Source organism: Microvirga terricola, from assembly GCF_011777495.1.
GTDB lineage: Bacteria > Pseudomonadota > Alphaproteobacteria > Rhizobiales > Beijerinckiaceae > Microvirga > Microvirga terricola.
The window spans coordinates 355,065-374,909 of record NZ_JAATJS010000001.1 but is presented as its reverse complement, the minus strand read 5'-3'; the positions used below and the strand labels follow the sequence as shown (position 1 = coordinate 374,909).

At 60.8% G+C, this 19,845-nt stretch carries 18 protein-coding genes and 1 tRNA gene; 11 read left to right on the top strand and 8 right to left on the bottom strand.

What is annotated here, in order from left to right:
• Both HB375_RS01690 and tsaD read right to left on the bottom strand, forming a co-directional pair.
• Nucleotides 1-984 (bottom strand): NAD(P)H-dependent glycerol-3-phosphate dehydrogenase, encoded by a 984-nt coding sequence (locus HB375_RS01690; protein WP_167671217.1) that lies wholly within the window; start codon nt 982-984, stop codon nt 1-3.
• A 67-nt stretch (nt 985-1,051) separates the two neighbouring features.
• A complete protein-coding gene (gene tsaD / locus HB375_RS01685) occupies nt 1,052-2,107 on the bottom strand; it encodes a tRNA (adenosine(37)-N6)-threonylcarbamoyltransferase complex transferase subunit TsaD (protein WP_167671717.1) in 1,056 nt (351 codons plus the stop codon).
• Between the two features lie 217 nt (nt 2,108-2,324).
• On the opposite strand from tsaD, the gene hemC reads away from it, so the two are divergent.
• From hemC to HB375_RS01660, 5 genes are all read left to right on the top strand, one after another.
• Nucleotides 2,325-3,251, top strand: a complete 927-nt coding sequence (hemC, locus tag HB375_RS01680) for a hydroxymethylbilane synthase (protein ID WP_167671216.1) — start codon at nt 2,325-2,327, stop codon at nt 3,249-3,251.
• Complete coding sequence (locus tag HB375_RS01675; RefSeq protein WP_167671215.1) at nt 3,251-3,961, top strand: uroporphyrinogen-III synthase; 711 nt, start codon at nt 3,251-3,253, stop codon at nt 3,959-3,961. The genes hemC and HB375_RS01675 overlap by 1 nt, the downstream gene beginning before the upstream one ends.
• Before the next feature lie 102 nt (nt 3,962-4,063).
• Nucleotides 4,064-5,326 (top strand): COG4223 family protein, encoded by a 1,263-nt coding sequence (locus tag HB375_RS01670; RefSeq protein ID WP_167671214.1) that lies wholly within the window; start codon nt 4,064-4,066, stop codon nt 5,324-5,326.
• Between the two features lie 15 nt (nt 5,327-5,341).
• Entirely contained in the window at nt 5,342-6,892 is a 1,551-nt protein-coding gene (locus tag HB375_RS01665; RefSeq protein ID WP_167671213.1) for a heme biosynthesis protein HemY, read from the top strand.
• A gap of 189 nt (nt 6,893-7,081) precedes the next feature.
• Nucleotides 7,082-7,157, top strand: a tRNA-Thr gene (locus tag HB375_RS01660).
• A gap of 171 nt (nt 7,158-7,328) precedes the next feature.
• On the opposite strand, the gene HB375_RS01655 is transcribed toward HB375_RS01660, so the two are convergent.
• Nucleotides 7,329-9,371, bottom strand: coding sequence for a hypothetical protein (locus HB375_RS01655; protein ID WP_167671212.1), 2,043 nt, complete (start codon nt 9,369-9,371; stop codon nt 7,329-7,331).
• A 146-nt stretch (nt 9,372-9,517) separates the two neighbouring features.
• Here HB375_RS01655 and HB375_RS01650 point away from each other — a divergent pair, with 146 nt between their 5' ends.
• Nucleotides 9,518-9,751: a helix-turn-helix domain-containing protein gene (locus HB375_RS01650; RefSeq protein ID WP_167671211.1), complete on the top strand. Its 234-nt coding sequence runs from the start codon at nt 9,518-9,520 to the stop codon at nt 9,749-9,751.
• A gap of 49 nt (nt 9,752-9,800) precedes the next feature.
• Here the strand turns inward: HB375_RS01650 and HB375_RS18560 are convergent, their stop codons facing one another.
• Nucleotides 9,801-10,121, bottom strand: a complete 321-nt coding sequence (locus HB375_RS18560) for a DUF6626 family protein (RefSeq protein WP_425515152.1) — start codon at nt 10,119-10,121, stop codon at nt 9,801-9,803.
• 444 nt (nt 10,122-10,565) lie between these two features.
• On the opposite strand from HB375_RS18560, the gene HB375_RS01645 reads away from it, so the two are divergent.
• The 3 genes from HB375_RS01645 (at nt 10,566) to HB375_RS01635 (ending at nt 12,797) form a co-directional block, all read left to right on the top strand.
• Nucleotides 10,566-11,555, top strand: a complete 990-nt coding sequence (locus tag HB375_RS01645; protein ID WP_167671210.1) for a hypothetical protein — start codon at nt 10,566-10,568, stop codon at nt 11,553-11,555.
• A gap of 175 nt (nt 11,556-11,730) precedes the next feature.
• On the top strand, nt 11,731-11,982 hold the full coding sequence (locus tag HB375_RS01640; protein ID WP_167671209.1) for a hypothetical protein: 252 nt from the start codon (nt 11,731-11,733) through the stop codon (nt 11,980-11,982).
• 26 nt (nt 11,983-12,008) lie between these two features.
• A complete protein-coding gene (locus HB375_RS01635; RefSeq protein WP_246728288.1) occupies nt 12,009-12,797 on the top strand; it encodes a recombinase family protein in 789 nt (262 codons plus the stop codon).
• Nucleotides 12,798-12,848: 51 nt separating this feature from the next.
• Here HB375_RS01635 and HB375_RS01630 read toward each other — a convergent pair whose 3' ends face one another.
• The 3 genes from HB375_RS01630 to HB375_RS01620 all read right to left on the bottom strand — a co-directional run bounded on the left by HB375_RS01630 (nt 12,849) and on the right by HB375_RS01620 (nt 16,247).
• Nucleotides 12,849-14,408, bottom strand: a complete 1,560-nt coding sequence (locus HB375_RS01630; protein WP_167671208.1) for a hypothetical protein — start codon at nt 14,406-14,408, stop codon at nt 12,849-12,851.
• 160 nt (nt 14,409-14,568) lie between these two features.
• Nucleotides 14,569-15,585, bottom strand: coding sequence for a tryptophan--tRNA ligase (gene trpS / locus HB375_RS01625; RefSeq protein ID WP_167671207.1), 1,017 nt, complete (start codon nt 15,583-15,585; stop codon nt 14,569-14,571).
• Nucleotides 15,586-15,824: 239 nt separating this feature from the next.
• Entirely contained in the window at nt 15,825-16,247 is a 423-nt protein-coding gene (locus tag HB375_RS01620) for an Lrp/AsnC family transcriptional regulator (RefSeq protein WP_167671206.1), read from the bottom strand.
• A gap of 93 nt (nt 16,248-16,340) precedes the next feature.
• Here HB375_RS01620 and HB375_RS01615 point away from each other — a divergent pair, with 93 nt between their 5' ends.
• Nucleotides 16,341-17,321, top strand: coding sequence for an NADPH:quinone reductase (locus HB375_RS01615; protein WP_167671205.1), 981 nt, complete (start codon nt 16,341-16,343; stop codon nt 17,319-17,321).
• Nucleotides 17,322-17,328: 7 nt separating this feature from the next.
• On the opposite strand, the gene HB375_RS01610 is transcribed toward HB375_RS01615, so the two are convergent.
• Entirely contained in the window at nt 17,329-18,216 is an 888-nt protein-coding gene (locus HB375_RS01610; protein ID WP_167671204.1) for a cation diffusion facilitator family transporter, read from the bottom strand.
• Nucleotides 18,217-18,503: 287 nt separating this feature from the next.
• Here HB375_RS01610 and HB375_RS01605 point away from each other — a divergent pair, with 287 nt between their 5' ends.
• A complete protein-coding gene (locus HB375_RS01605; protein ID WP_167671203.1) occupies nt 18,504-19,844 on the top strand; it encodes a calcium-binding protein in 1,341 nt (446 codons plus the stop codon).
• Nucleotide 19,845 lies beyond the last annotated feature (1 nt).

Sequence of the window (19,845 nt, the reverse complement as noted above, 5' to 3'; positions counted from 1 at the left end):
TCAAGTTTCGGATTTGAGGGGACGGTTCATCAACGCATCGACGGCCTGATCGACCGTCCAGGCGCCGCTCAAAATCTGCTCGACTGCTTCCGCAATCGGCATGTCGATCTCTTTGTCGCGGGCGAGCGCCATGAGCGCGCTGGCGGTGGCGGCACCTTCCACGAGCTTGCCGCCTGCGGCAGCCTCCGGGGACAGGCCCTCGCCGAGACGCATGCCGAAAGCGAAGTTGCGCGATTGCGGGGTGGAACAGGTCAGCACGAGATCGCCGAGGCCCGAGAGGCCCATTAGCGTTTCCGCCTGCCCGCCATAGGCGCGGGCGAAGCGCAGCAATTCGGCAAAGCCGCGCGCCACGAGCGCGGCTTTAGCGCTCTCGCCGAGCTTACGTCCGGCGACAGCCCCGCAGGCGATGGCGAGCACGTTCTTGGCCGCGCCGCCGATCTCGACGCCGCGGATGTCCGTGGCGTGATAGACCCGAAAGGTCGGGCCCGAGAGGGCAGCGGCGATGGTCTCGGCCAAAGCGGCGTCCTCGCAGGCGAGCGTCACAGCGGTGGGCAGGCCGCGCGCGACGTCGTGGGCGAAGCTCGGGCCGGAGAGCACCGCAACGGGCGCGTCGGGGCGCACTTCCTGCACCACATTGCAGAGAAAGGCGCGGGTCTGGCGCTCGATCCCCTTGGCGCAGAGCACCAATGGCGTTGCGGGCGGCAGCACGGCGGCAAGTGCTGCCGCCATTTCGCGGGTCGTCTGTGCGGGGGTGACGAGGAGCACTGCATCGGCTCCAGCCAGATCCGACAGATTCGTGGTCAGGCTGATCCGATCATGCAGCCGGATTCCGGGCAAAAAGCGCTCGTTGGTCCGCGTCTCGGCAAGCGCTGCGCACTGGGCGGAATCGCGCATCCACAAAATCACATCGTTTCCGGCCAAGGCGGCGGCATTCGCCAGGGCCGAGCCCCAGGCTCCTGCTCCTGCAATGCCGATCACGCTCATGAAACGGGCCTATGGGTTCGGGATGAGAAACGTCTGCCAATGCGGATTGTGTCCGGGCACGGGCGCATCAGGCTTTGGCTCCGGCCTCGTCGCGGCTGGTGTCAAGCGGCCAGCGGGCGCGGGCAGGGGCGGCAATATCGTCGATCAGGCCGAGCCGCAGGCGTTCGAGCCCGGCCCAGGCGATCATCGCGCCGTTATCGCCGCACAGATTGAGCGGCGGCGCGATCAGGCGAAGACCCGTCTCGACCGCAAGCCGCTGCAAGCCGGAGCGCACGGCCCCATTGGCGGAAACGCCGCCCGCCACCACAAGCGCAGTCGGGTGGCCCGCGATGTCGCGGAAGGCGCGCAGCGCGACGCGGGTGCGGTCCACCACCACGTCGACGACGGCCGCCTGGAAGCTCGCGCAGAGATCGGCCACATCGCTCTGGGTCAGGGGGGCGATGCGCTCCGCCTCCAACCGCACGGCGGTTTTGAGGCCCGAGAGCGAGAAGTTCGGCTCCGCGCGACCCTGCATGGGGCGGGGCAGGGCGAAGCGCTCGGGGTTACCCTTGGCCGCTTCCTTCTCCACATGCGGCCCGCCGGGATAGGGCAGGCCCAGAAGCTTCGCGACCTTGTCGAAGGCTTCGCCGATGGCGTCGTCGATAGTGGTGCCGATGCGAACATAATCGCCGACGCCGCGCACCGCGACGAGCTGGGTATGGCCGCCAGAGGCGAGAAGCAGCAGATAGGGGAAGCCGACGCCATCCGTCAGCCGCGCGGTCAGCGCATGGGCTTCGAGGTGGTTCACCGCCATCAGCGGCTTGCGGGTCACGAGCGCCATCGCCTTGGCTGTGGTGAGGCCCACCAGCACCCCGCCGATCAGGCCGGGACCTGCGGCGGCGGCGATGCCGTCGATGTCCTTGATGGTGCAACCGGCTTTTTTGAGCGCCCGCGCGATCAGGCGGTCCAGCACCTCCACATGGGCGCGGGCGGCGATTTCCGGCACCACGCCACCATAGGCGGCATGCTCCGCGATTTGGCTCAAAACCTCGTTGGAGAGAATTTCCCCGCGACCGTCGAAGCTCACGCCGACCACGGCGGCGGCGGTTTCGTCACAGGTTGTCTCAATCCCGAGAATGCGCATGGTCGTCGACAAGGTCCTTCGCGGTGATTGTCGGGCTTTGCGCCCCCATATCCTCCCCCTAGAGCATTTCGCTTTTCGATGGAATCGAAAAGCGTTCTTATGTTTCTGGCACCGCATGATTTTTCGCGAAAAAGTGGCGTCCACTTTTTCGCATCATGCTCTATAGTCCGCCGCGCCCGACACGATCGGATGTCGCTTGCAGGAGTTTACGACAGGAATGGCCGATTCATCCGCCCTGGTCATCGGCACGCGCGGCAGCCCGCTCGCGCTCGCCCAGGCTCACGAGACGCAAAACCGGCTGGTCGCCGCCCATGGCTGGACACTGGAACAATTGCCGCTGGCCATCATCAAGACCACCGGCGACACGATTCAGGATCGCGCGCTCTCGGAAGCAGGCGGCAAGGGCCTCTTCACGAAGGAGCTGGATATCGGCCTTCTCGACGGCTCGCTCAATCTCGCCGTCCATTCCGCAAAAGATCTGCCGACCGTTCTGCCGGAGGGCCTCGTGATCGCCGGCTACCTGCCGCGCGAAGACGTGCGCGATGCCTTCATCAGCCGCCGCTTCAAGAGTCTTCGGGATTTGCCCGCCGGTGCGGTCGTCGGCTCGGCCTCGCTGCGGCGGCAGGCGGAGATCCGCCGCCTGCGGCCGGATCTGAAAGTCACTCTGCTTCGCGGCAACGTGCAGACGCGGCTCGACAAGCTTGAGCGGGGCGAAGTCGACGCGACCCTGCTCGCCATGGCGGGCCTGCGGCGGCTCGGCCTGACCGATCACGTGACGACGGTGCTCGAAACCGACGACTTCCTGCCGGCAGTGGGGCAGGGGGCGATTGCCATCGCCATCCGCACCGATGATCAGCGGGCGCGGGAGGCTCTCGCGCCGATCCTCGATGCGCCGACCGGCATCGCGCTTGCGGCCGAGCGGGCTTTTCTGACCGTGCTCGACGGCTCCTGTCGCACGCCGATTGCGGGCCATGCCCGTATGGTTGGCTCTGACCTTGAAATCCGCGGTCTCGTGATGCGTCCTGACGGCTCGGAAAGCCTGGAAGTCGTGCGGCGCGGTGCGCCCGCCGACGCCGCCGCGCTTGGCCGCGAGGCGGGGCTCGATCTTCGCGCCCGGATGCCTGCAGGGTTCACCGAGTCCTGATGCGCATTCTCGTCACCCGCTCGCCGGAGGATGCCGAACGCACCGCCCAGCGCCTCGCGGCGCTTGGAGCCGAGGCGCTCATCGCGCCCGTGACACGCATCGTGCCGACCGGCGAGCCGATGCCACACGAGATGCCGCAAGAATCTTGGGACGCGCTGATCGTCACCAGCGCCCACGCGCTCGAAGCCTTGAAGACGGTGGAGGACAAACGGATTCCGGTTTTCGCGGTGGGGCCGCATACGGCCTCTGCCGTGCATGACGCCGGGTTCTCCTCCGTCCTCGTGGCGGATGGGGATGCGATATCGCTTTCTGCGCTCATCCGTCATGCGTTGAGCCCCGGTTTGAAACTGCTGCATGTGACGGCGCGGCATCATAAGGCCGAGCCAGCCACCTCGTTGCGCGCTGCCGGCTTTTCGGTGGCGCATTGGCGGGCCTACGAGGCGCAAGCCGTCGAGGCCTTGCCACCCTCCGCCCGGGAGGCGCTTTCCGCTGGCCAGATCGATGCCGCGCTCCACTATTCCCGCCGCAGTGCCGACATCGTTCTGCGGCTGACGCAGGAGGCGGGGCTGCTTGCCGCCCTAAAATCCGTCCCACAGCTCTGTCTGTCGGCGGATGTGGCGGCCCCGTTCGAGGCGCTCGGAATCGAGACGATGTCCGCGTCCCAGCCGGATGAAGACTCGATTCTGGCGCTGCTGGAGCGCCTGCCGTGACGGTTGTGACCGGTTCCTTTACCATCTGCTCTTAGGAGGGAACCAAAGGCAGCGCCTAAGCTTGCCCCATCGAGACCGCAGAGCGACCGCCAAGAGGGACCCGTGACCGATTCATCCGATCCCAATGCCCCGAACTCCACCCGCAAAAAGACGACGCGGGAACCGGCGACTATCGACCTGAGGGCGACCGTCATCGATAACGGGGCGCGGAGCGGCGAGAGGACTGCCGCTGAGGCGGAGCGGATGTCCGAGGAGACGTTGGCGCAGCCGGAAGAGACGTTCGATTCAGGGGCGGGCACCGATTCCATCGGAGGGGCGGCTCTGCCGCCGCCTGCGTCCCCGCCGATCCATCGCCATCAGACAGCGGCCTTGATCGGGGCCGGGCTGATCGGCGGCCTTGTCGGTGCGGGGCTCGTCTATGGCTTCGAGGCCTGGCGCGGGGCGGAGGATTCACGGATCGCCCAGCTGGAGCAGAAGATCGCGGCCTTGAGCCAGCCGGGCACCCTGCAGACCCTCGATGGGCGCGTCAAAGCGCTGGAGACAGCCCGAACCGTGTTCGACCAGCGTCTGCAGGGCGCGCAGGCCACGGCAGAAAGGGCGTCGACGCGCGCTGAGGAAGCCATAAAGCGCCCCCTCGCCGTGGCACCCGCTCCGCAAAACGACGTGGCGGTGCTGGATCTGACGAAGCGTTTGTCCGCGCTCGAGGATCAATCCCGTACCGAGGGGCAAAGCACCGCCGACGTGAGCAACGCCGTTCAAACCCTCACGCGCCGCACGGCCGAGCAGGATCAGCGTGTCGCCGCTCTCGCCCAAAAGATCGCCGAGAACAGCAGAAACGTCGAATCGGCGGGCCAGGCCGGCATCCGCCTTGTGCTCGCCGAGCGCCTGGGCGATGCGCTTCGCAGCGGCATGCCCTTTTCCGATCTTCTGGAAGGCTTGAAAAAGACCGGGTCCGACCCGGAGAAGCTGAAAGCCCTGGAGCCCTTCGCTGCGAAGGGTGCGCCGACCGCCTCCGCCATGCTCCAGAGCTTCGAGCCTCTGGAAGCGCAGATCCTGCGGGAAGAGCGCGCGGCCTCCAGTACGTGGTCCGATCGGCTTTGGCGCATGATCGACAAGGTCGTGACGGTTCGGCCCGTGACCGAACCGGGCGAGGTGGGCACTCCGGCCATTCTCGCCCGCATCCGCCAGGCTCTCGCCTGGGGCGACATGGGCGGGGCGGCGGCAGCCTGGGCCTCTCTGCCCGAGCCGGCGCAGAAGGCCTCCGAGGATTGGGGGCAGCGGGCTGCGGCTCTTGCGGGAGCGCAGCAGGCCTCCCGCGCGATCTCCGAAGAGGCGCTGACCGCCCTCAACCGTTCGACGCAATAAAAGGAAAAGCCGGTCATGTGGCGTGCTCTCCTCTTCATCGGTCTTCTTTGCGTCGCCGCCCTCAGTGCGGTCTGGCTCGCCGACCGGCCCGGCACGGTGCTCGTCACCTTCGGCGGGTATGAGATTCAGACCTCGGTCGCGGTGGCGGCAGTCGCGTTGATCGGCGTCGCTCTCCTCCTGACCCTGCTCTGGTCGGTGATCACCGCCGTCATCGGACTCCCCTCCCGCCTGACCTTCGCCTCACGGGCGCGCCGCCGGGCGCGGGGCTATCAGGCCGTGTCGCGCGGCATGGTTGCTGTCGGCGCGGGCGATCCCGTTGCCGCCCGCCGCTTTGCGGGCGAGGCGGAGCGCCTGCTCGGCCAGGAGCCGCTGGCGCTGCTTTTGAAGGCGCAGGCGGCGCAGGTTTCCGGCAATCGGGCAGGCGCGGAGGCCGCCTTCACCCAGATGATCGACAAGGACGAGACGCGGGTGCTGGGCTTACGCGGCCTGTTCGTTGAGGCCCGCCGCCGCGGCGATGCTGCCTCCGCTCGCGAATACGCCGCCGAGGCGATCCGCCTCGCACCTGCCGCCTCCTGGGCGAGCGATGCGGTACTCGAAGCCCGCTGCGCCGACCGCGATTGGCGCGGGGCGCTGGAAGCTATCGAACGCCGCGCTTCGCTGGGGCTCGTCGACAAGGCGACCGCGAAGCGGCATCGCGCGGTGCTCCTGACCGCCGACGCACTCGACCGGGTCGAGCACGATCCCGAGGGCGCGCTCTACAGCGCGCAGGAAGCGGTCAAACTGGCGCCAACCCTCGTTCCGGCTGCCGCGCTGGCCGGCCGTCTCCTGTCCCACAAGGGCGAGCTGCGCCGCTCCGCCAAGGTGGTGGAAACCGCCTGGCGCAATGAGCCGCATCCGGATCTCGCGGATGTCTATCTCAATCTCCGTCCTGGCGATTCGGCCCTCGACCGGTTGAAGCGCGCCGACACTCTGCTCAGGCTCTCGAACGGCGCGGCGGAAGGCCGCCTCGCGGTCGCCCGCGCCGCGCTCGAAGCGCGCGAGTTTGGCCGCGCCCGCGCCGCCCTCGACCCTCTCATCGCCGACCGCCCGACCATGCGGGTCTGCCTGCTGATGTCCGATCTGGAGCAGGCCGAGCATGGCGCGACGGGTAAGGGCCGCGAATGGCTCGCCCGCGCCACGCGCGCGCCGCGCGATCCGGCCTGGATCGCCGATGGCGTCGTGTCGGAGCACTGGGCTCCGATCTCTCCCGTCACCGGTCGTCTCGATGCTTTCGTCTGGGAAGCCCCGCCGGAGGTGCTCATCGCGCCCGAACTGATGATGAGCGACGAGGTGACCGCCGATCCTGACGAGGAACCGAAAGCTCTGCCCCCCGCTCCGGTTGCACCGCCCCCGGCGGCTAGAGAAGAGGTGGCCCCGCCTGTGGCCAAAGCTGTCGAGCCGCCCGTCAGAGAGAAGACGGCGCCGCCTGTCCCAGCTACTCCTGAGCCTGTCGTCTTTCCCGCGACCCCGCCGGATGTCCCCGCCCCAGAGGAGGCACCCCCGGCGCGCAAGGGGCTTTTTCGCTAAAGTACTTTCTGATCTGATAGGATCAGATCGGATGCTCTATCTTTTTGTTCTTGCCGCATTTTCTTCGCCGAACCGGTGTCCACTTTGCCGGAAAATGCTCCAAAGGGCACACACCCGCGTCTGGCATCCCTTGCCAAGCGCCGGGCTTGAGGTTATGAGGTCGCCCTCTCCAGATCGCATGATCGCGACGCCGCAATAGCTCAGCTGGTAGAGCACCTCATTCGTAATGAGGGGGTCGGGGGTTCGAATCCCTCTTGCGGCACCATCATTGTTTTTCAATGACTTAGCGGCGCATTTAGCTGCAATAGCTACAGCTTTTAGATACAAACTCTCGCGCCGCGTGAAAGCCGATCTTGAGCGGGGGCGATCAGGAAAAACAATTTTCTGACGAATCGCCCCCGGTTCAGGTGCGGCCAAATCTCTCGCTCCAACTCCGTCAGATGACGAAGAAGTCTTTATGGGTCAGGCCCAAGCCCTTTGAGATTGTGGCGATTTGAATTGCCGCACCTTTTCCCGACCCATCGGCATCGTACAAAAGCGCGCCTGTCTTCTTGTTGTAGATAATTCGATCATCAGCCTCATGAGCCTTTGATCCGATCCAAAATGCACCGCTCGCGAGCGTCCCCTTCTTTGCGATCTTCGAGAAAATTGTTTTCGCCAACTGGATCGTATCGTCCTTGACGTTGAAGTCGGTGATTTGAACAAGGTTCGCCTTCGAGAGTTTCACGTCGAAGACAAAGGTGTCCTTGCCCGCACCGCCGGTCAGAATATCGCGGCCTCCGCCGCCCGAAAGCCGGTTAGACCCAGCGTTCCCGACGAGAGTATTCGCCAAAGCGTTGCCCGTGAGGCTGATCCTTCCGCTTCCTATGGCTTCGAGATATTCCACTTCCACAGACGCGCCGAGGGTGAAACTCGCGCTCGCATAGATGATGTCATGACCGCCGCTCGCGCTTTCGATCACCTGATCGTTTGCGTCGTCAACGTAGTACGTGTCGTTGCCGGCAAACGCGGCCATGGTATCCGCACCGCCCATGCCGTTGAGCACGTTGTTCCCAGTATTTCCGAGAATTTTGTTGGCGAAGGAGCTACCTGTCAGGTTGATGGCCTGAGACGAATTTTGATCGATTGTCCGCAGAACCTCGACCTCTGCCTCAAGGCTAAGGGTATAGCTGGCGCTCGCATAAACGGTGTCCGTTCCTTCGCCCGCAAACTCCACAACGACATCTAAGGCGCGGTCCACGTAGAAGGTATCATCACCGAGACCGCCCTTGAGCGTATCGGCCCCATCGCGGCCATCCAGGAAGTCGTTGCCAGCATTGCCAGTGAGAACGTTGGCAAGTGCGTTGCCATGAAGAACATCGTTGAAGTCCGTTCCGGTCGCATTCTCGACGCGGACGAAGGTGTCTGTCGTTCCAAAGCCGTCTTTGGCCGTACCGAGCGCAAGATCGACGGTAACACCGTGCATGCCGCCCCGGCTCTTGTCGCGGGCATAGCTAACAGTGTCATTTCCACCACCGCCGTCGAAGCTATCCGCGCCGCCTAATCCCTCGAAAGTCTCGTCCGCATTGGAGCCGATAACAGTATCATCGTTCCCGGTTCCACGGACGCGCTCGATACCGGACACATGGTCGGTGTCGCCCCAGGGGTCGATCACAATGCCGGTCGAAAGATTTGCATTCAGCTTCCCGGTTCCCGCATAGTCCGAGTACATGATTGTATCGAAGCCGGAGCCGCCAAGGATAGTGTCAGCCCCGCGACCGGGTGAAAAGAGGTCGTCGCCGTCTAGGCCGCTCAGGCTGTCGTTTCCGGCTTCTCCGTAGAACCCATTGTTTCCATTGTTGCCGGTCAGTGTGTCATTGTACGCGGTCCCCGAGACACCTTCTATGGAAATAAGCCGGTCGATGCTTCCCCATGGATCGAACACCGTCCCAAGGCCGAGATCGACGTTCACGCCTTTGTCGGATTCCCCGTAACCGACGTAGTCGAAACCGTCACCGCCATCGACGATGTCCGACCCCCAGCCGGGGCTGATATCATCGTCTCCTGCGCCACCGCGAATGGTGTCATCGCCTCCGCCGCCAAAGAGCGCGTCTTGCCCCGTGCCTCCGACAACGCTGTCATCTCCCCCGAACAGGAGACCTGCCGGACCGGCTGGCGAGTCCAGGGCTGGTCCAAAATCGGCCAATGCGATGTTAAAATCGCTGATTTCTACGATCTTGTGATCGTATGCTCTGGACCAGAGTTGGATGGAACTAATAGTGCCACCAAGCCATGGATTTGCCTGCATAGGATCGAAAACAAAATCCGAACCGGCCAGAACGAGCCGATCCCCGGAGGCGGTGCCCAGCACGAGCGTCGTCGGCGAACTGAACCGGACGGAGGCAGACGTCACGCTCTGAAAAAGCATTTGTACGCGGTAGACCTCGTAAGGCAGAGGCGCGCCATAATTGTCAGATGATGTAACTGCTAAAACGGTCACCGCTCGCCTCTGTCGCTATTAGATTTTACCGGTTCAATTGCCTATTGAACCGCATGATTAGGAACATTTCCATATAGAATGTAGCATCATTTCATATGTAGTATGCGACATAGCGTCAACTGCCTGTCCTTGGCTCCGTCTCGGCCATGGACATTCAAACGGCAGTGGGTCGCAACGTGAGGAAATACCGCCTCGCCGCGAACCTTTCACAAGATGAATTGGTAAAACGTCTTAAGGGCGGCGCGCCTGAAGACTGGTTCGATCAGGCCTACATAAGCCGCTTGGAAAACGGTCAGTGGAACGTAACCATTAAGACCCTCTGGCACATCTCCCGTGCCCTCGGCGTCACGGTCGCGCAACTGGTCGAGACGGAAAACTAATTTTTCGCCGGGCGAGGCATCGCACGGGCGGTTTTCAGAAAATCAATTTTCATGTCTCGCCCCTGGACGTTTGGGGCGCTCGCATCAGTAAATTGGCAACCGCGACAGAACAATCAATGTCGTGAACGATGCCCGCAATTTCCGCGCAAATGCCGTCTGGCATACGGGCAGATATCGCGCAGAGCCGCGTCCGTAACGTAGAAACTGTGTCCAGCGACACTCGTTCTCGGCTCCTTCCTTCACGAAATTCGAAGTCTCGCAGGTAGGTCTTGCCGCGCCCCAGCCATCTTCGGGCGAATTCGCGTTTTGACCTCGTAAGGCCCAATGCGAGCATTTCTCCATAGATTTTTATGAGTGTACTGCCAAACATGCTCTTCAATTCAATTATGTTAAATATTGTAGGATAAAAGTATTTGTGAAATAATTACGACATTGCTTTGTAATTGTTTTGAAAGGTAAGTTTGGACTACAATTTTGATAATCAATTAATTATCCAGCGTTTTATTAGTAATTATTTATTGGATGAGATGGAGAGCGTCTGGGCCATCGAGGGCGCGTACATCTCGGCTCGGACTATAGGAAACCGGTGCGGGGTTCCGCCCGACGCGCAGACCAAACGCTATTTGATCGAGCACGCGGATCAGGGTTGGGCGCTGTCAGTGCGCGCCGTGTGGCGGTCCGGCAGGCTTATGCAGCCAGCGGCAGTTCACACTGCAATCGAGCGATATTACGCGGATGACGACGATCTTAAAGCCTCATGCTCAAAGGCGAATGAGTGGCTGCGATCTCTGCCTCTGTAACTCAGGGCAGCGCAATGGACATCGAAACATGGCGGACGACCGTCGACGCTGCTTACCTGACCATGGCACGAACGCAACGCGAGCGGCTGCGCTGGATCACATTGATCATGGCCGTTCGGGTGGTCAGGCTTGGCGACGATCTCTCCGATGAGGTCATCAAGATCATCGAGCAGTTGACCGACGAGTTGCGGGCTTGTGCAATGATGTCGGGATACCTCAAGCGCGGCACCCGATGGGCTGGCGTGGTCGAGATCGACCTCGTGCATCCGAAACTCTTGGGGAGCGAGACCAAACGCGATCTGATTGGCACTCTCGCCGGGGTCGATCCCAACTCACTGGCACCCGATCAGCGACTTATCGTCGTTCACTTGCACGCTGTTGTGGACTGCAAGGGCCACGCAAAACCTGACCTCCTCGTTCGCGATATGCGTAAGTGCTGGCCAGGACCGCGCCGGGTGCATTCGGCCTCGATTTGGGAGGACGGAACAGTCGCGGAAAATCTCACCCGGCTGGCGAGCTATAGCACGAAGTTGTGGAGCTACTACAGCGAAGCGTGGGAGGGGCGGCCAACCCGTCGCTTGATGGACCGTGAGCCTGAGTGGGACGCGTGGATGGACCGCTTGATCGACAATGTAGGGCTATCCAACATGATCGTCGCGTCGGTCTCATCGCGGGCTCTCTGGTGTCCACGTGATGATGAGGAAAGCCTTGTAGCGTCTGGGTTCGATGAAGATGCCGATGAGACCCAGTTAAATAATCAAGATAACCCCCAAAAGCCTCAGATCATGACAATCATGAAGGCAATCATGGAGAAGAAGAACAATGCGGCATTGCCATCTAACGAACTATCTCGACGATCAACACCGACGATTGGCCAACCGTCGCGAAACCATCAAGCGGCAGGTTCAGGACGATATCCTGAAATTGAAGCAGGACATTGTCTTGTTATTCCGGTTGCTTCGGCGGATGAAGCACGACCGACTGACCGAGACGAAGCCGGTTAAGCCCATGACGCCAGAACAGTCGATGAAGAAGGCGGCTGCGGATCGGAACCGCCAGCAGAAGATCAGGGATATTCAGGCGTCGGCGAACAAGCGAATTGCCGACATCAGGGCCAAGATCGGCTGATCATTCCCTTCGCTTGAAACAAGCGTGACAATGCGATACTACTGAAATGTAGTGTTCGAAAGTGTGCGCTGCGCCGAACCCGCCCATGGCGGGTTTTTTTGTCGGTACGAATCTTCCCGCCCTGTGTTTGAAAACATCGGGGACTGGATGCTCTCCGCGATCACGATCATCTCGTTCGCCCTCCAGCTTTGGCAGATGATGAGCCCGCGTCCGCGCCAGCGGTCTCGGGTCTTTTTTCGCAAACTGAAGATCGGGTTTATCGAGATGACCTCCTACGAACGCGAAGACGACATCCGGTCCTAATCCTCGACCTATAGCTTGAGTTCCTAATGGAGCAGCATGGAGCGAGGCCGTTGACACATGGTCGAGTTGTTCTTATTTCTTCAGAAATCAGAACATATTATGAGTTTAAACTCTTACAAATTATGGCAAAAGCACATAAAGAAACTGTCAAAGTCGTTGCCTATTATCGGACTTCCAGCGCCGCCAACGTTGGCCCGGATAAAGACAGCCAGCGCCGCCAGCGTGAGGCCGTTCAGGCGCATGCAAAACAAGTCGGGTTCGAAATTGTTGAGGAGTTCTATGACGCCGCCGTAAGCGGTGCGGACCCCGTTGAGACGAGACCCGGCTTCTCTGCCCTTCTCGACCGGATCGAAGGCAATGGAATTCGCGTAGTCCTCGTTGAGGACGCAAGCCGCCTTGCTCGCTCAGTTCTCGTTCAAGAAACTGCCATTTTAGTGCTGAAAGCCCGCAATGTTCGCGTGCTCGCGTCCAATGGCGACGATCTCACCGAAACGGACGACGAGATGAAAGTTGCCATGCGGCAGATCGGCAGCGCGTTCGCTCAGTTGGAAAAGACGCGCCTCGTGAAGAAATTGCGGGCCGCTCGTGACAGGAAGCGAGCCACAGGCGTGAAGGTCGAGGGCCGGAAATCACATGCAGAGACGCGGCCCGAGATGATCTCTGAGGCGAAGCGCCTCCGCCGCCGTTCACCCAAGACAGGCAAATGTCGGTCGCTCCGGGAAATCGCGGATGAACTTGCGCGTAAAGGATATAAGGCCGCCAGTGGACGCCCGTTTTCCTCGTCAGTCGTGAAGGCGATGGTTGAAGCCCGATAACTGACCGTTATCGGGCTTGTTCAAAACAAGGGCACATCGCGTTTAAGCGCATCAAGTGTCCGCGTCATCATTATATGCGTCCGGATCGGGAGCGAAGCTCGCCTCGTCATAGCATCCGATAAGTTCCACGTACGGTTTAAGCACGGTCATCGCGAACCCCTTGCCATATCCATCCGCGACGGTCTTCTTTTCATGGCCGAGGATGGCCCATTGGACGTCGACGGGGCAAGCCTCGGCGCGCAGCCGGTCTTTGGCCCGGTGTCGGAATGAATGCAGCGTCTTTGTTTCGTCCGTGATCCCAAAGCGCCGCATCGCTCGGTTGAGATTCTTACCGACGTTTATTGGGTCGTCCGTGAACAACGATCCATCAATTTGCGTCGGGAGGTGGGGCAGTAGAGCATCCGGGATCGGGATGCGACGGACCGATTGTTCGTTCTTGGACCCGAACCAGATCACGCGCAGCCCCTTCTCCCTCGTCTCCTCGATCTGCCACGCTTCGCCGCGACGGCAGCCCGTATGTCGACAGATGAGATACAACAATCGTTCGTTCGATCCGAGCTTGTCGAGGTTCCTGTCGATACGCTTCAGGTCCTCATTATAGAGAGGTGACTTGCGCGTAGCGTCGCGGACGTCCGGCACGACGCCTCGGAATGGATTGAAACGAATTTTCGGATTCTTATTCTTAAGCTGGTGGTTTATCGGCGCGGACAGAAAGTTGAGTTTTTTGGCAACGGTCGCGGTCTTGATGCCTTGCACGCCGGTCTTCCTGGCTTTCAGCGGCACGTGCTCTTTTAGATAGTATTGTGCCAGTTTCTCGCCGTCCGGGAGGTCCGCTCGATTGAACGTCTTTCCAACGATCCGCCGCCAGTCTTCATAGACTTCGCGGGCCTCTCTCTCCCACGCCTTGGACTTGTTCTTGGCGTCGATGTACGCGTTGACAATCTGCCAATCGGTGTCGCCGGTCCGGTTGGTCAACTGCTCTTTCCGTTGAGTGGCAATAAGAATGCCCCGCCGCTCATTTTCGGTCATGAAGATCGGTTTGATACCGACGATACTCTCATTGGGTCGGGTCGCCACGGTTTTGCCATTGGCGTTGACGAAGACCTCGGTCGGAGTGGCGAAGGAAGTTGTCCCATCCGCGTTCTCGACCGTCGTAAACGGCTCCTGGCTCGGTCGGGCCGGACTGGTGATGAGTTCCACGATGTCTTGCAGAGACAGCGGTTGCGCAAGAGTGGCCTTCAGCTTGTCGTGCATGGCCCGGACCTGCTCGTGCTCGGCGATATCTTCCTCCGTCGCCAAGTCGAGCACGGACCGGCCTTCCTCAATCACCTGCTTTAGTTTTGCAAACATGTCCCGCATTGGTTTGTGTGCGGCACTGTCGCTCTCCGGCATGATCCATTGCTGGGTCATGCCGCGCTTGATTTGATTGCGGAGAGCGAGAAATTGTTTGTGCTCGATGATGTCATTCGCGACCGCAAGCCACGCTTCATCGTAATTTCTCTTGCCTGTCGTGCGTTGGAGCGTCTTGATACCCAATTCTTTTGGGTACTGAAATTTTACCCAGTACATATCGCCGCGCTTAAAAAGGTAATCCCCTTTTCGTCCTGCCATTATTTGTTCTTTTAACTACATGGTTTAGGTACAAAAATTTATATACACGTTTAGATACAGTCAATATTTTCCGAAAGGGCTTAAAATAACGGACAAATTACGATTGAGAAAACTAAGTTTCCGCATCCCTCTTGCGGCACCATTTTCCCGACGCTGAATTTCATAACGCAAACAGTCCCAATGCTTCGCGCAGCTCGTCCAACGTTGCCTGCGTGAGTTCCTTCGCCCGTTGGGTGCCGGTGCGCAGCACGTCCTGCACATGGTCTAGCTCCTGCGCCAGCGCCGCACGGCGTTCTCGAATCGGGGCCAGAAGGGTCTGCAAAATCTCCTCCAGACGCCGCTTCACAGCCATGTCGCCGAGCCCGCCGCGGCGGTAATGGTCCTTGAGTTCCTCGACAGTCGCGCGGTCATCATCGAAGGCATCGAGGTAGGTGAAGACCACGTTGCCTTCCACGGTGCCTGGGTCGGAGGCGCGCAGGTGGTTGGGGTCGGTGTACATGCGCCGCACCGCATCGCGGATCTCATCAGGCGTGGCGGACAGGGGAATGGCGTTGCCCTGTGATTTGCTCATCTTGGCCTTGCCGTCGACGCCGGGAAGCCGGCCCATGTCGGGGATCAGGGCCTTGGCCTCGGGCAGAACGGGGCGCCCGATCTGGCGGTTGAGGCGGCGGACGATTTCGTTGGTCTGCTCGATCAGCGGTGCCTGATCTTCGCCCACGGGCACGAGCGTGGCCTTGAAGGCGGTGATGTCGGCCGCCTGGGCGACGGGATAGCAGAGAAATCCCGCTGGGATGTCACGCCCGAAGCCACGGGCCTGGATTTCATCCTTGATCGTCGGGTTGCGCTCCAGCCGAGCGACGGTGACGAAGTTCATGTAGAGAAGCGTCAATTCCGCAAGCGCAGGCAGGCCTGACTGCACGCAGATCGTCGTCTTTTCGGGATCGATGCCGACGGCGAGATAATCGAGCGCGACTTCCAGCACATTGCGGCGCACCTTTTCAGGGTCACCCGCATTGTCGGTGAGCGCCTGCGTGTCGGCGAGAAGCAGAAATTGCTGGCAGGTATCTTGAAGGGCGACGCGGTTCTTGAGCGAGCCGACATAGTGCCCGAGGTGAAGCGGGCCGGTGGTGCGGTCCCCCGTGAGGATCACGGGGCGCTGATCGGTTGCGATGGACATGGCGATGTTCTCCGGAAAATGGAGCCGCCATGGAAAAGACCTGTCTTGTGAAATTAAGAACGCGCCGGCCTGACCATGGCGGCGACGTTCGTTGCAAGGCATGACGACGGGCCGCTCCTAGAAGGAGCGCCACCAAAGGGTTCTGGTCAGGGTCCGGCCGTCGATCATGGGCGGGATTGTTGCCACGGGTTCTGCTCGCAAGCAAGCAGTCATGGGTCCTCGCTGATCGGCGAAGAGCATCAGCCGGGCAGAACGAGGCAGGTTCTCACGGAACCGACCTCCGGCAGCGCGGCCACGCGATCGCGCACGGCACTGAACGCGTCTGGCCCGCTCGCAACGACATGGACGACGACATCGATTTCGCCCGAAACAGCCCGGCAGCTGCGTACGCCGTCGATTCGACGGATCGATGCGACTTGGCGCGAGCACAGTCCTGAGCCTAGACTGACAAGCAGATAGCCTTCCGTCACCGACGAGTGGGGCTCCCGCGTTTCCGTTGTGTAGCTGAGGATAACGCCGTCCCGTTCGAGTCTCGCAATCCGCTCTTGCGTTGCGGAGCGCGAAAGACCGACCTGCCGGGCGATTGCGACGACAGGGGCACGGGCATTGGCGTGGAGGACGGCGAGGATCGCCGTATCTTTTGCGTCGAGTTGTTGCTTCATGGCGACGAACTGCCGGGTTTCACGACATTTTGCTGAATAGGAGAACGGCGACGGGGAATCTAGTTACGCCATAACGCTCAGGAGACCGTGTTTATGCAAGCTGCTTTTTACACCTGCCAGGGGGACGCTCACGAGGTGTTTCAGGTCGGGGCTCTGCCAGACCCAATTCCGGGGCCTGGCGAAGTTCTGGTGCGCGTCGAGGCGTCGGGGGTGAATCCGTCGGATGTGAAGGGGCGCCAGCTGGGACGTGGACCGATGGAACACCCGTTGATCGTTCCGCATAGCGACGGAGCGGGAACGGTTGTGGCGGTTGGGCAGAACGGGCCTTCCCAATTGATTGGGAGACGTATCTGGACGCATAACGCGCAATGGAACCGTGCTTTTGGAACAGCCGCCGAACTGATTGCTCTGCCCTCCAATCTTGTGGCGCCTCTGCCTGACGAGATGAGTTTTGAAGAAGGAGCCTGCCTGGGGATCCCAGCCATGACCGCTCATCAGGCGATCTTCGCGGATGGGCCTGTGTCGGGGCGATGGGTTCTCGTCACCGGCGGCGCCGGAAGCGTCGGGCATTATGCGATCCAGTTTGCCAAATGGGGTGGGGCACGCGTCATCGCGACGGTCAGTGGGGAAGCGAAAGCCGCCCATGCCGCCAAAGCTGGTGCAGATTACGTTCTGAACTACCGCACGACCGACATCGCTGCCGCAGTCCTGGATCTGACAAACGGCAGGGGTGTCGATCACCTCGTCGAGGTTGAATTTGGGGGCAATCTCGAGACGACGAAACGGGTCATCGCGGAAAATGGCAGCATCGCGGCCTACGCCTCATCCGCTGACAGGTATCCTTCCTTGCCATTCTACGAATTCATGTACCGCAACGTCCTGCTCCGCACGATCCTTGTCTATTCGATGAGGGATGAAGCGAAGGCCGGCGCAATCAGAGGCATTCTCAAAGCCCAACAAGATGGCGCTTTGACCCATGCGATCGGAGCGCGCTTCGATATCCGCGATATTGCGGCTGCCCACGAAGCGGTGGAGCAGGGCTCAATCGGCAACGTCATCGTGACTCTGAGATAGTCTGGACCTACAGCACCACGATGCCCGCGTGCTTGGCCTTGTTGTCAGGCTCCACGTGGATCGTGATCTGCGCGTCCTGCACTTCGCTCTTCAGCGCCCGTTCGATGCGGTCGCAGATGTCGTGGGCATCGGTGACGCTCATGGCGCCGGGCACGACGAGATGGAAATCGATGAACGTCAGTTTTCCAGCGTGCCGCGTGCGCAGATCGTGCGCTTCGATGGCGCCTTCCGCATTGCCGGAAATCACGTCGCGCACGCGGGTGAGCATCGTTTCGGGAATCGCCTCGTCCATCAAGCCGCTGAGGCTTTCTTTCATCAGGCCCCAGCCGGACCAGAGGATGTTGAGCGCAACGAGCGCGGCGAGCGCCGGGTCGAGCTGATACCAGCCGGTGAGAGGTACGAGGAGCAGGCCCGCCAGGACACCGACCGAGGTGATGACGTCTGTCAACAGATGCCGCCCGTCGGCGGTGAGCGCGGGCGAGCGGAGCTTGCGGCCCTGGGTGATTAGGACCCATGACCAGACCACGTTCACGAAAGTCGCCAGTGCGTTGACGGCGAGGCCTTCGAACGGTGCATCCAGCGCCTTGGGCGAGAGGAAGCCGAAATAGGCTTCCCGCAGAATCGTCAGCGCAGCGACGATGATCAGCACGCCTTCCAGAACGGCGGAAAAATATTCGACCTTGTGGTGGCCGTAAGGATGGTTCGCATCGGCCGGCTGCGCGCTGAAGCGCACGGCCATGAAGGCCACGACGGCCGTGACGACGTTGATGATGCTCTCGAGCGCGTCCGAATAGAGCGCGATACTGCCTGTGAGGTAATAGGCGGCGTATTTCAGGACGAAAACCAGCGTCCCAATGACAATACTGCCAATGGCAAGTTTTTGGATCTTGTCCATCGCGTCACACACAATTTCGAGGCGGCAGGGAGTTGCGGAGGCGACCTTATAAAGCCTGAAGGCGAAGGCGCAAGCCTTTGTTTATATTTGCAAATAGCTTGCAACAGCACGAGGATTCAGCTGAGCAAATGGGGATGGAGCCGGGGTTCCATGCCTGGCGTCTCGATAGGAGGGCTTTCCTTTAGAAACTCCATTCTCTACAAGCTTCCCAAAGGGAAGGTGCGCGGGCGGCATGTCGATTCCAGGGCTGTCGCTGCAGACGCGAAATCGTTGCGGGGATGACGTTGATGCGGAGAGACGGCGCAGAGATCGTCGGGAATAGCGCAGGAACAGTGGGGTTCTCGACTGAGATCCTCTTCGGCGAGTTGGCCGGGGTGCCGAGAAGCGACTATTTGATCCAAATCCTGCCTAACAGAGGCTCGAGGGAGGGTCAGACCCTCATTCAGGTCAATGCCCTGATCGTGCAACGCGATGCCGCGACCATCCCCTTTTCCGTCCGTATGAATAAAACGAAAGTCACCGCAATATCGGTCGGGGATATTGTGAGCGCGGTCTTCGGAGCCGCTGTCGGAGCTCCGATCACCTGGTCGAACACGCTGTCGGATCAGGAAAATTTCAAGACCAATCCAGGCCTGTTCTCCCGGTACAATCCCCATCTCCCGGCCATAGCTTTGTCAGGCGCTGACAAGATCGTGGGCGGTGGAGGAAACGACACGCTCAATGGGTATGGCGGTAATGACACCATCGATGGTGGTGGAGGTGCCGATATTCTGACGGGCGGCAGCGGCACGGACGTGTTTTCCGGCACCGCAGGCTCGCTGTCCGGCGACACGATCACCGACATCGAGGATGGCGAGACCATCGTCCTCATCGGCGGCATTTTGAAATCGGCGTATCTTTCAGGCGGAATCCTCTCGTTCCGCGTGGATCATCGTGATTACACGATGACCTTGAGCGGGGCGCACGGACGCGTCATCCACTCGGGCAATACCATCACCTACACGAGTGCACCTGCATCTCTGGCTGATGACGAACTGTTTTATGGAGATGGCAAGAGCGGCGTCCTCTCCGGCAACAGAGAGAATAATTACCTGAACGGCGGTGCGGGCAATGACACGGAGCGAGCCGGTGCAGGGCGGGATACCGTCAAGGGTGGATTAGGTAACGATCTGCTCTACGGCGATGCCGGTGACGACATCCTCTATGGCGGCAGCGGCAACGATACCATCACTGGCGGCAGCGGTAACGACATCATCGTTGGCGGCATTGGAGCCGACCGGCTCAAAGGCCAGTCCGGCCGCGATGCCTTTGTGTTCAATACCAGGCCGAGCACGAGCAACGTCGACACCATCACGGACTTCAACGTGATAGATGACCAGATCTGGCTGAGGAACACAGTGTTCAAGGCCCTCGGCAACAAGGGCTCCGCAGCCGCGCCCGTGCAGATCAAAAAGGGTGAATTCTACAAGGGCAAGGCCGCACACGATCGCGATGATCATATCATCTACGATCAGACGACAGGCGCCCTCTACTACGACGCAGATGGCACCGGCCCATCGGCCCAGATGCAGATTGCGCGCCTCTCCAAGAACCTGAAGATGACCTATAAGGACTTCTTCGTCATCTGAG

Excerpts from the sequence above, each read along its gene's own strand:
- HB375_RS01690 (WP_167671217.1), bottom strand. The coding sequence starts at position 984 with ATGAGCGTGATCGGCATTGCAGGAGCAGGAGCCTGGGGCTCGGCCCTG.
- tsaD (WP_167671717.1), bottom strand. The coding sequence starts at position 2,107 with ATGCGCATTCTCGGGATTGAGACAACCTGTGACGAAACCGCCGCCGCC.
- hemC (WP_167671216.1), top strand. The coding sequence starts at position 2,325 with ATGGCCGATTCATCCGCCCTGGTCATCGGCACGCGCGGCAGCCCGCTC.
- HB375_RS01675 (WP_167671215.1), top strand. The coding sequence starts at position 3,251 with ATGCGCATTCTCGTCACCCGCTCGCCGGAGGATGCCGAACGCACCGCC.
- HB375_RS01665 (WP_167671213.1), top strand. The coding sequence starts at position 5,342 with ATGTGGCGTGCTCTCCTCTTCATCGGTCTTCTTTGCGTCGCCGCCCTC.
- HB375_RS01650 (WP_167671211.1), top strand. The coding sequence starts at position 9,518 with ATGGACATTCAAACGGCAGTGGGTCGCAACGTGAGGAAATACCGCCTC.
- HB375_RS18560 (WP_425515152.1), bottom strand. The coding sequence starts at position 10,121 with ATGTTTGGCAGTACACTCATAAAAATCTATGGAGAAATGCTCGCATTG.
- HB375_RS01645 (WP_167671210.1), top strand. The coding sequence starts at position 10,566 with ATGGACATCGAAACATGGCGGACGACCGTCGACGCTGCTTACCTGACC.
- HB375_RS01635 (WP_246728288.1), top strand. The coding sequence starts at position 12,009 with ATGGAGCAGCATGGAGCGAGGCCGTTGACACATGGTCGAGTTGTTCTT.
- HB375_RS01630 (WP_167671208.1), bottom strand. The coding sequence starts at position 14,408 with ATGGCAGGACGAAAAGGGGATTACCTTTTTAAGCGCGGCGATATGTAC.
- trpS (WP_167671207.1), bottom strand. The coding sequence starts at position 15,585 with ATGTCCATCGCAACCGATCAGCGCCCCGTGATCCTCACGGGGGACCGC.
- HB375_RS01620 (WP_167671206.1), bottom strand. The coding sequence starts at position 16,247 with ATGAAGCAACAACTCGACGCAAAAGATACGGCGATCCTCGCCGTCCTC.
- HB375_RS01615 (WP_167671205.1), top strand. The coding sequence starts at position 16,341 with ATGCAAGCTGCTTTTTACACCTGCCAGGGGGACGCTCACGAGGTGTTT.
- HB375_RS01610 (WP_167671204.1), bottom strand. The coding sequence starts at position 18,216 with ATGGACAAGATCCAAAAACTTGCCATTGGCAGTATTGTCATTGGGACG.
- HB375_RS01605 (WP_167671203.1), top strand. The coding sequence starts at position 18,504 with ATGCGGAGAGACGGCGCAGAGATCGTCGGGAATAGCGCAGGAACAGTG.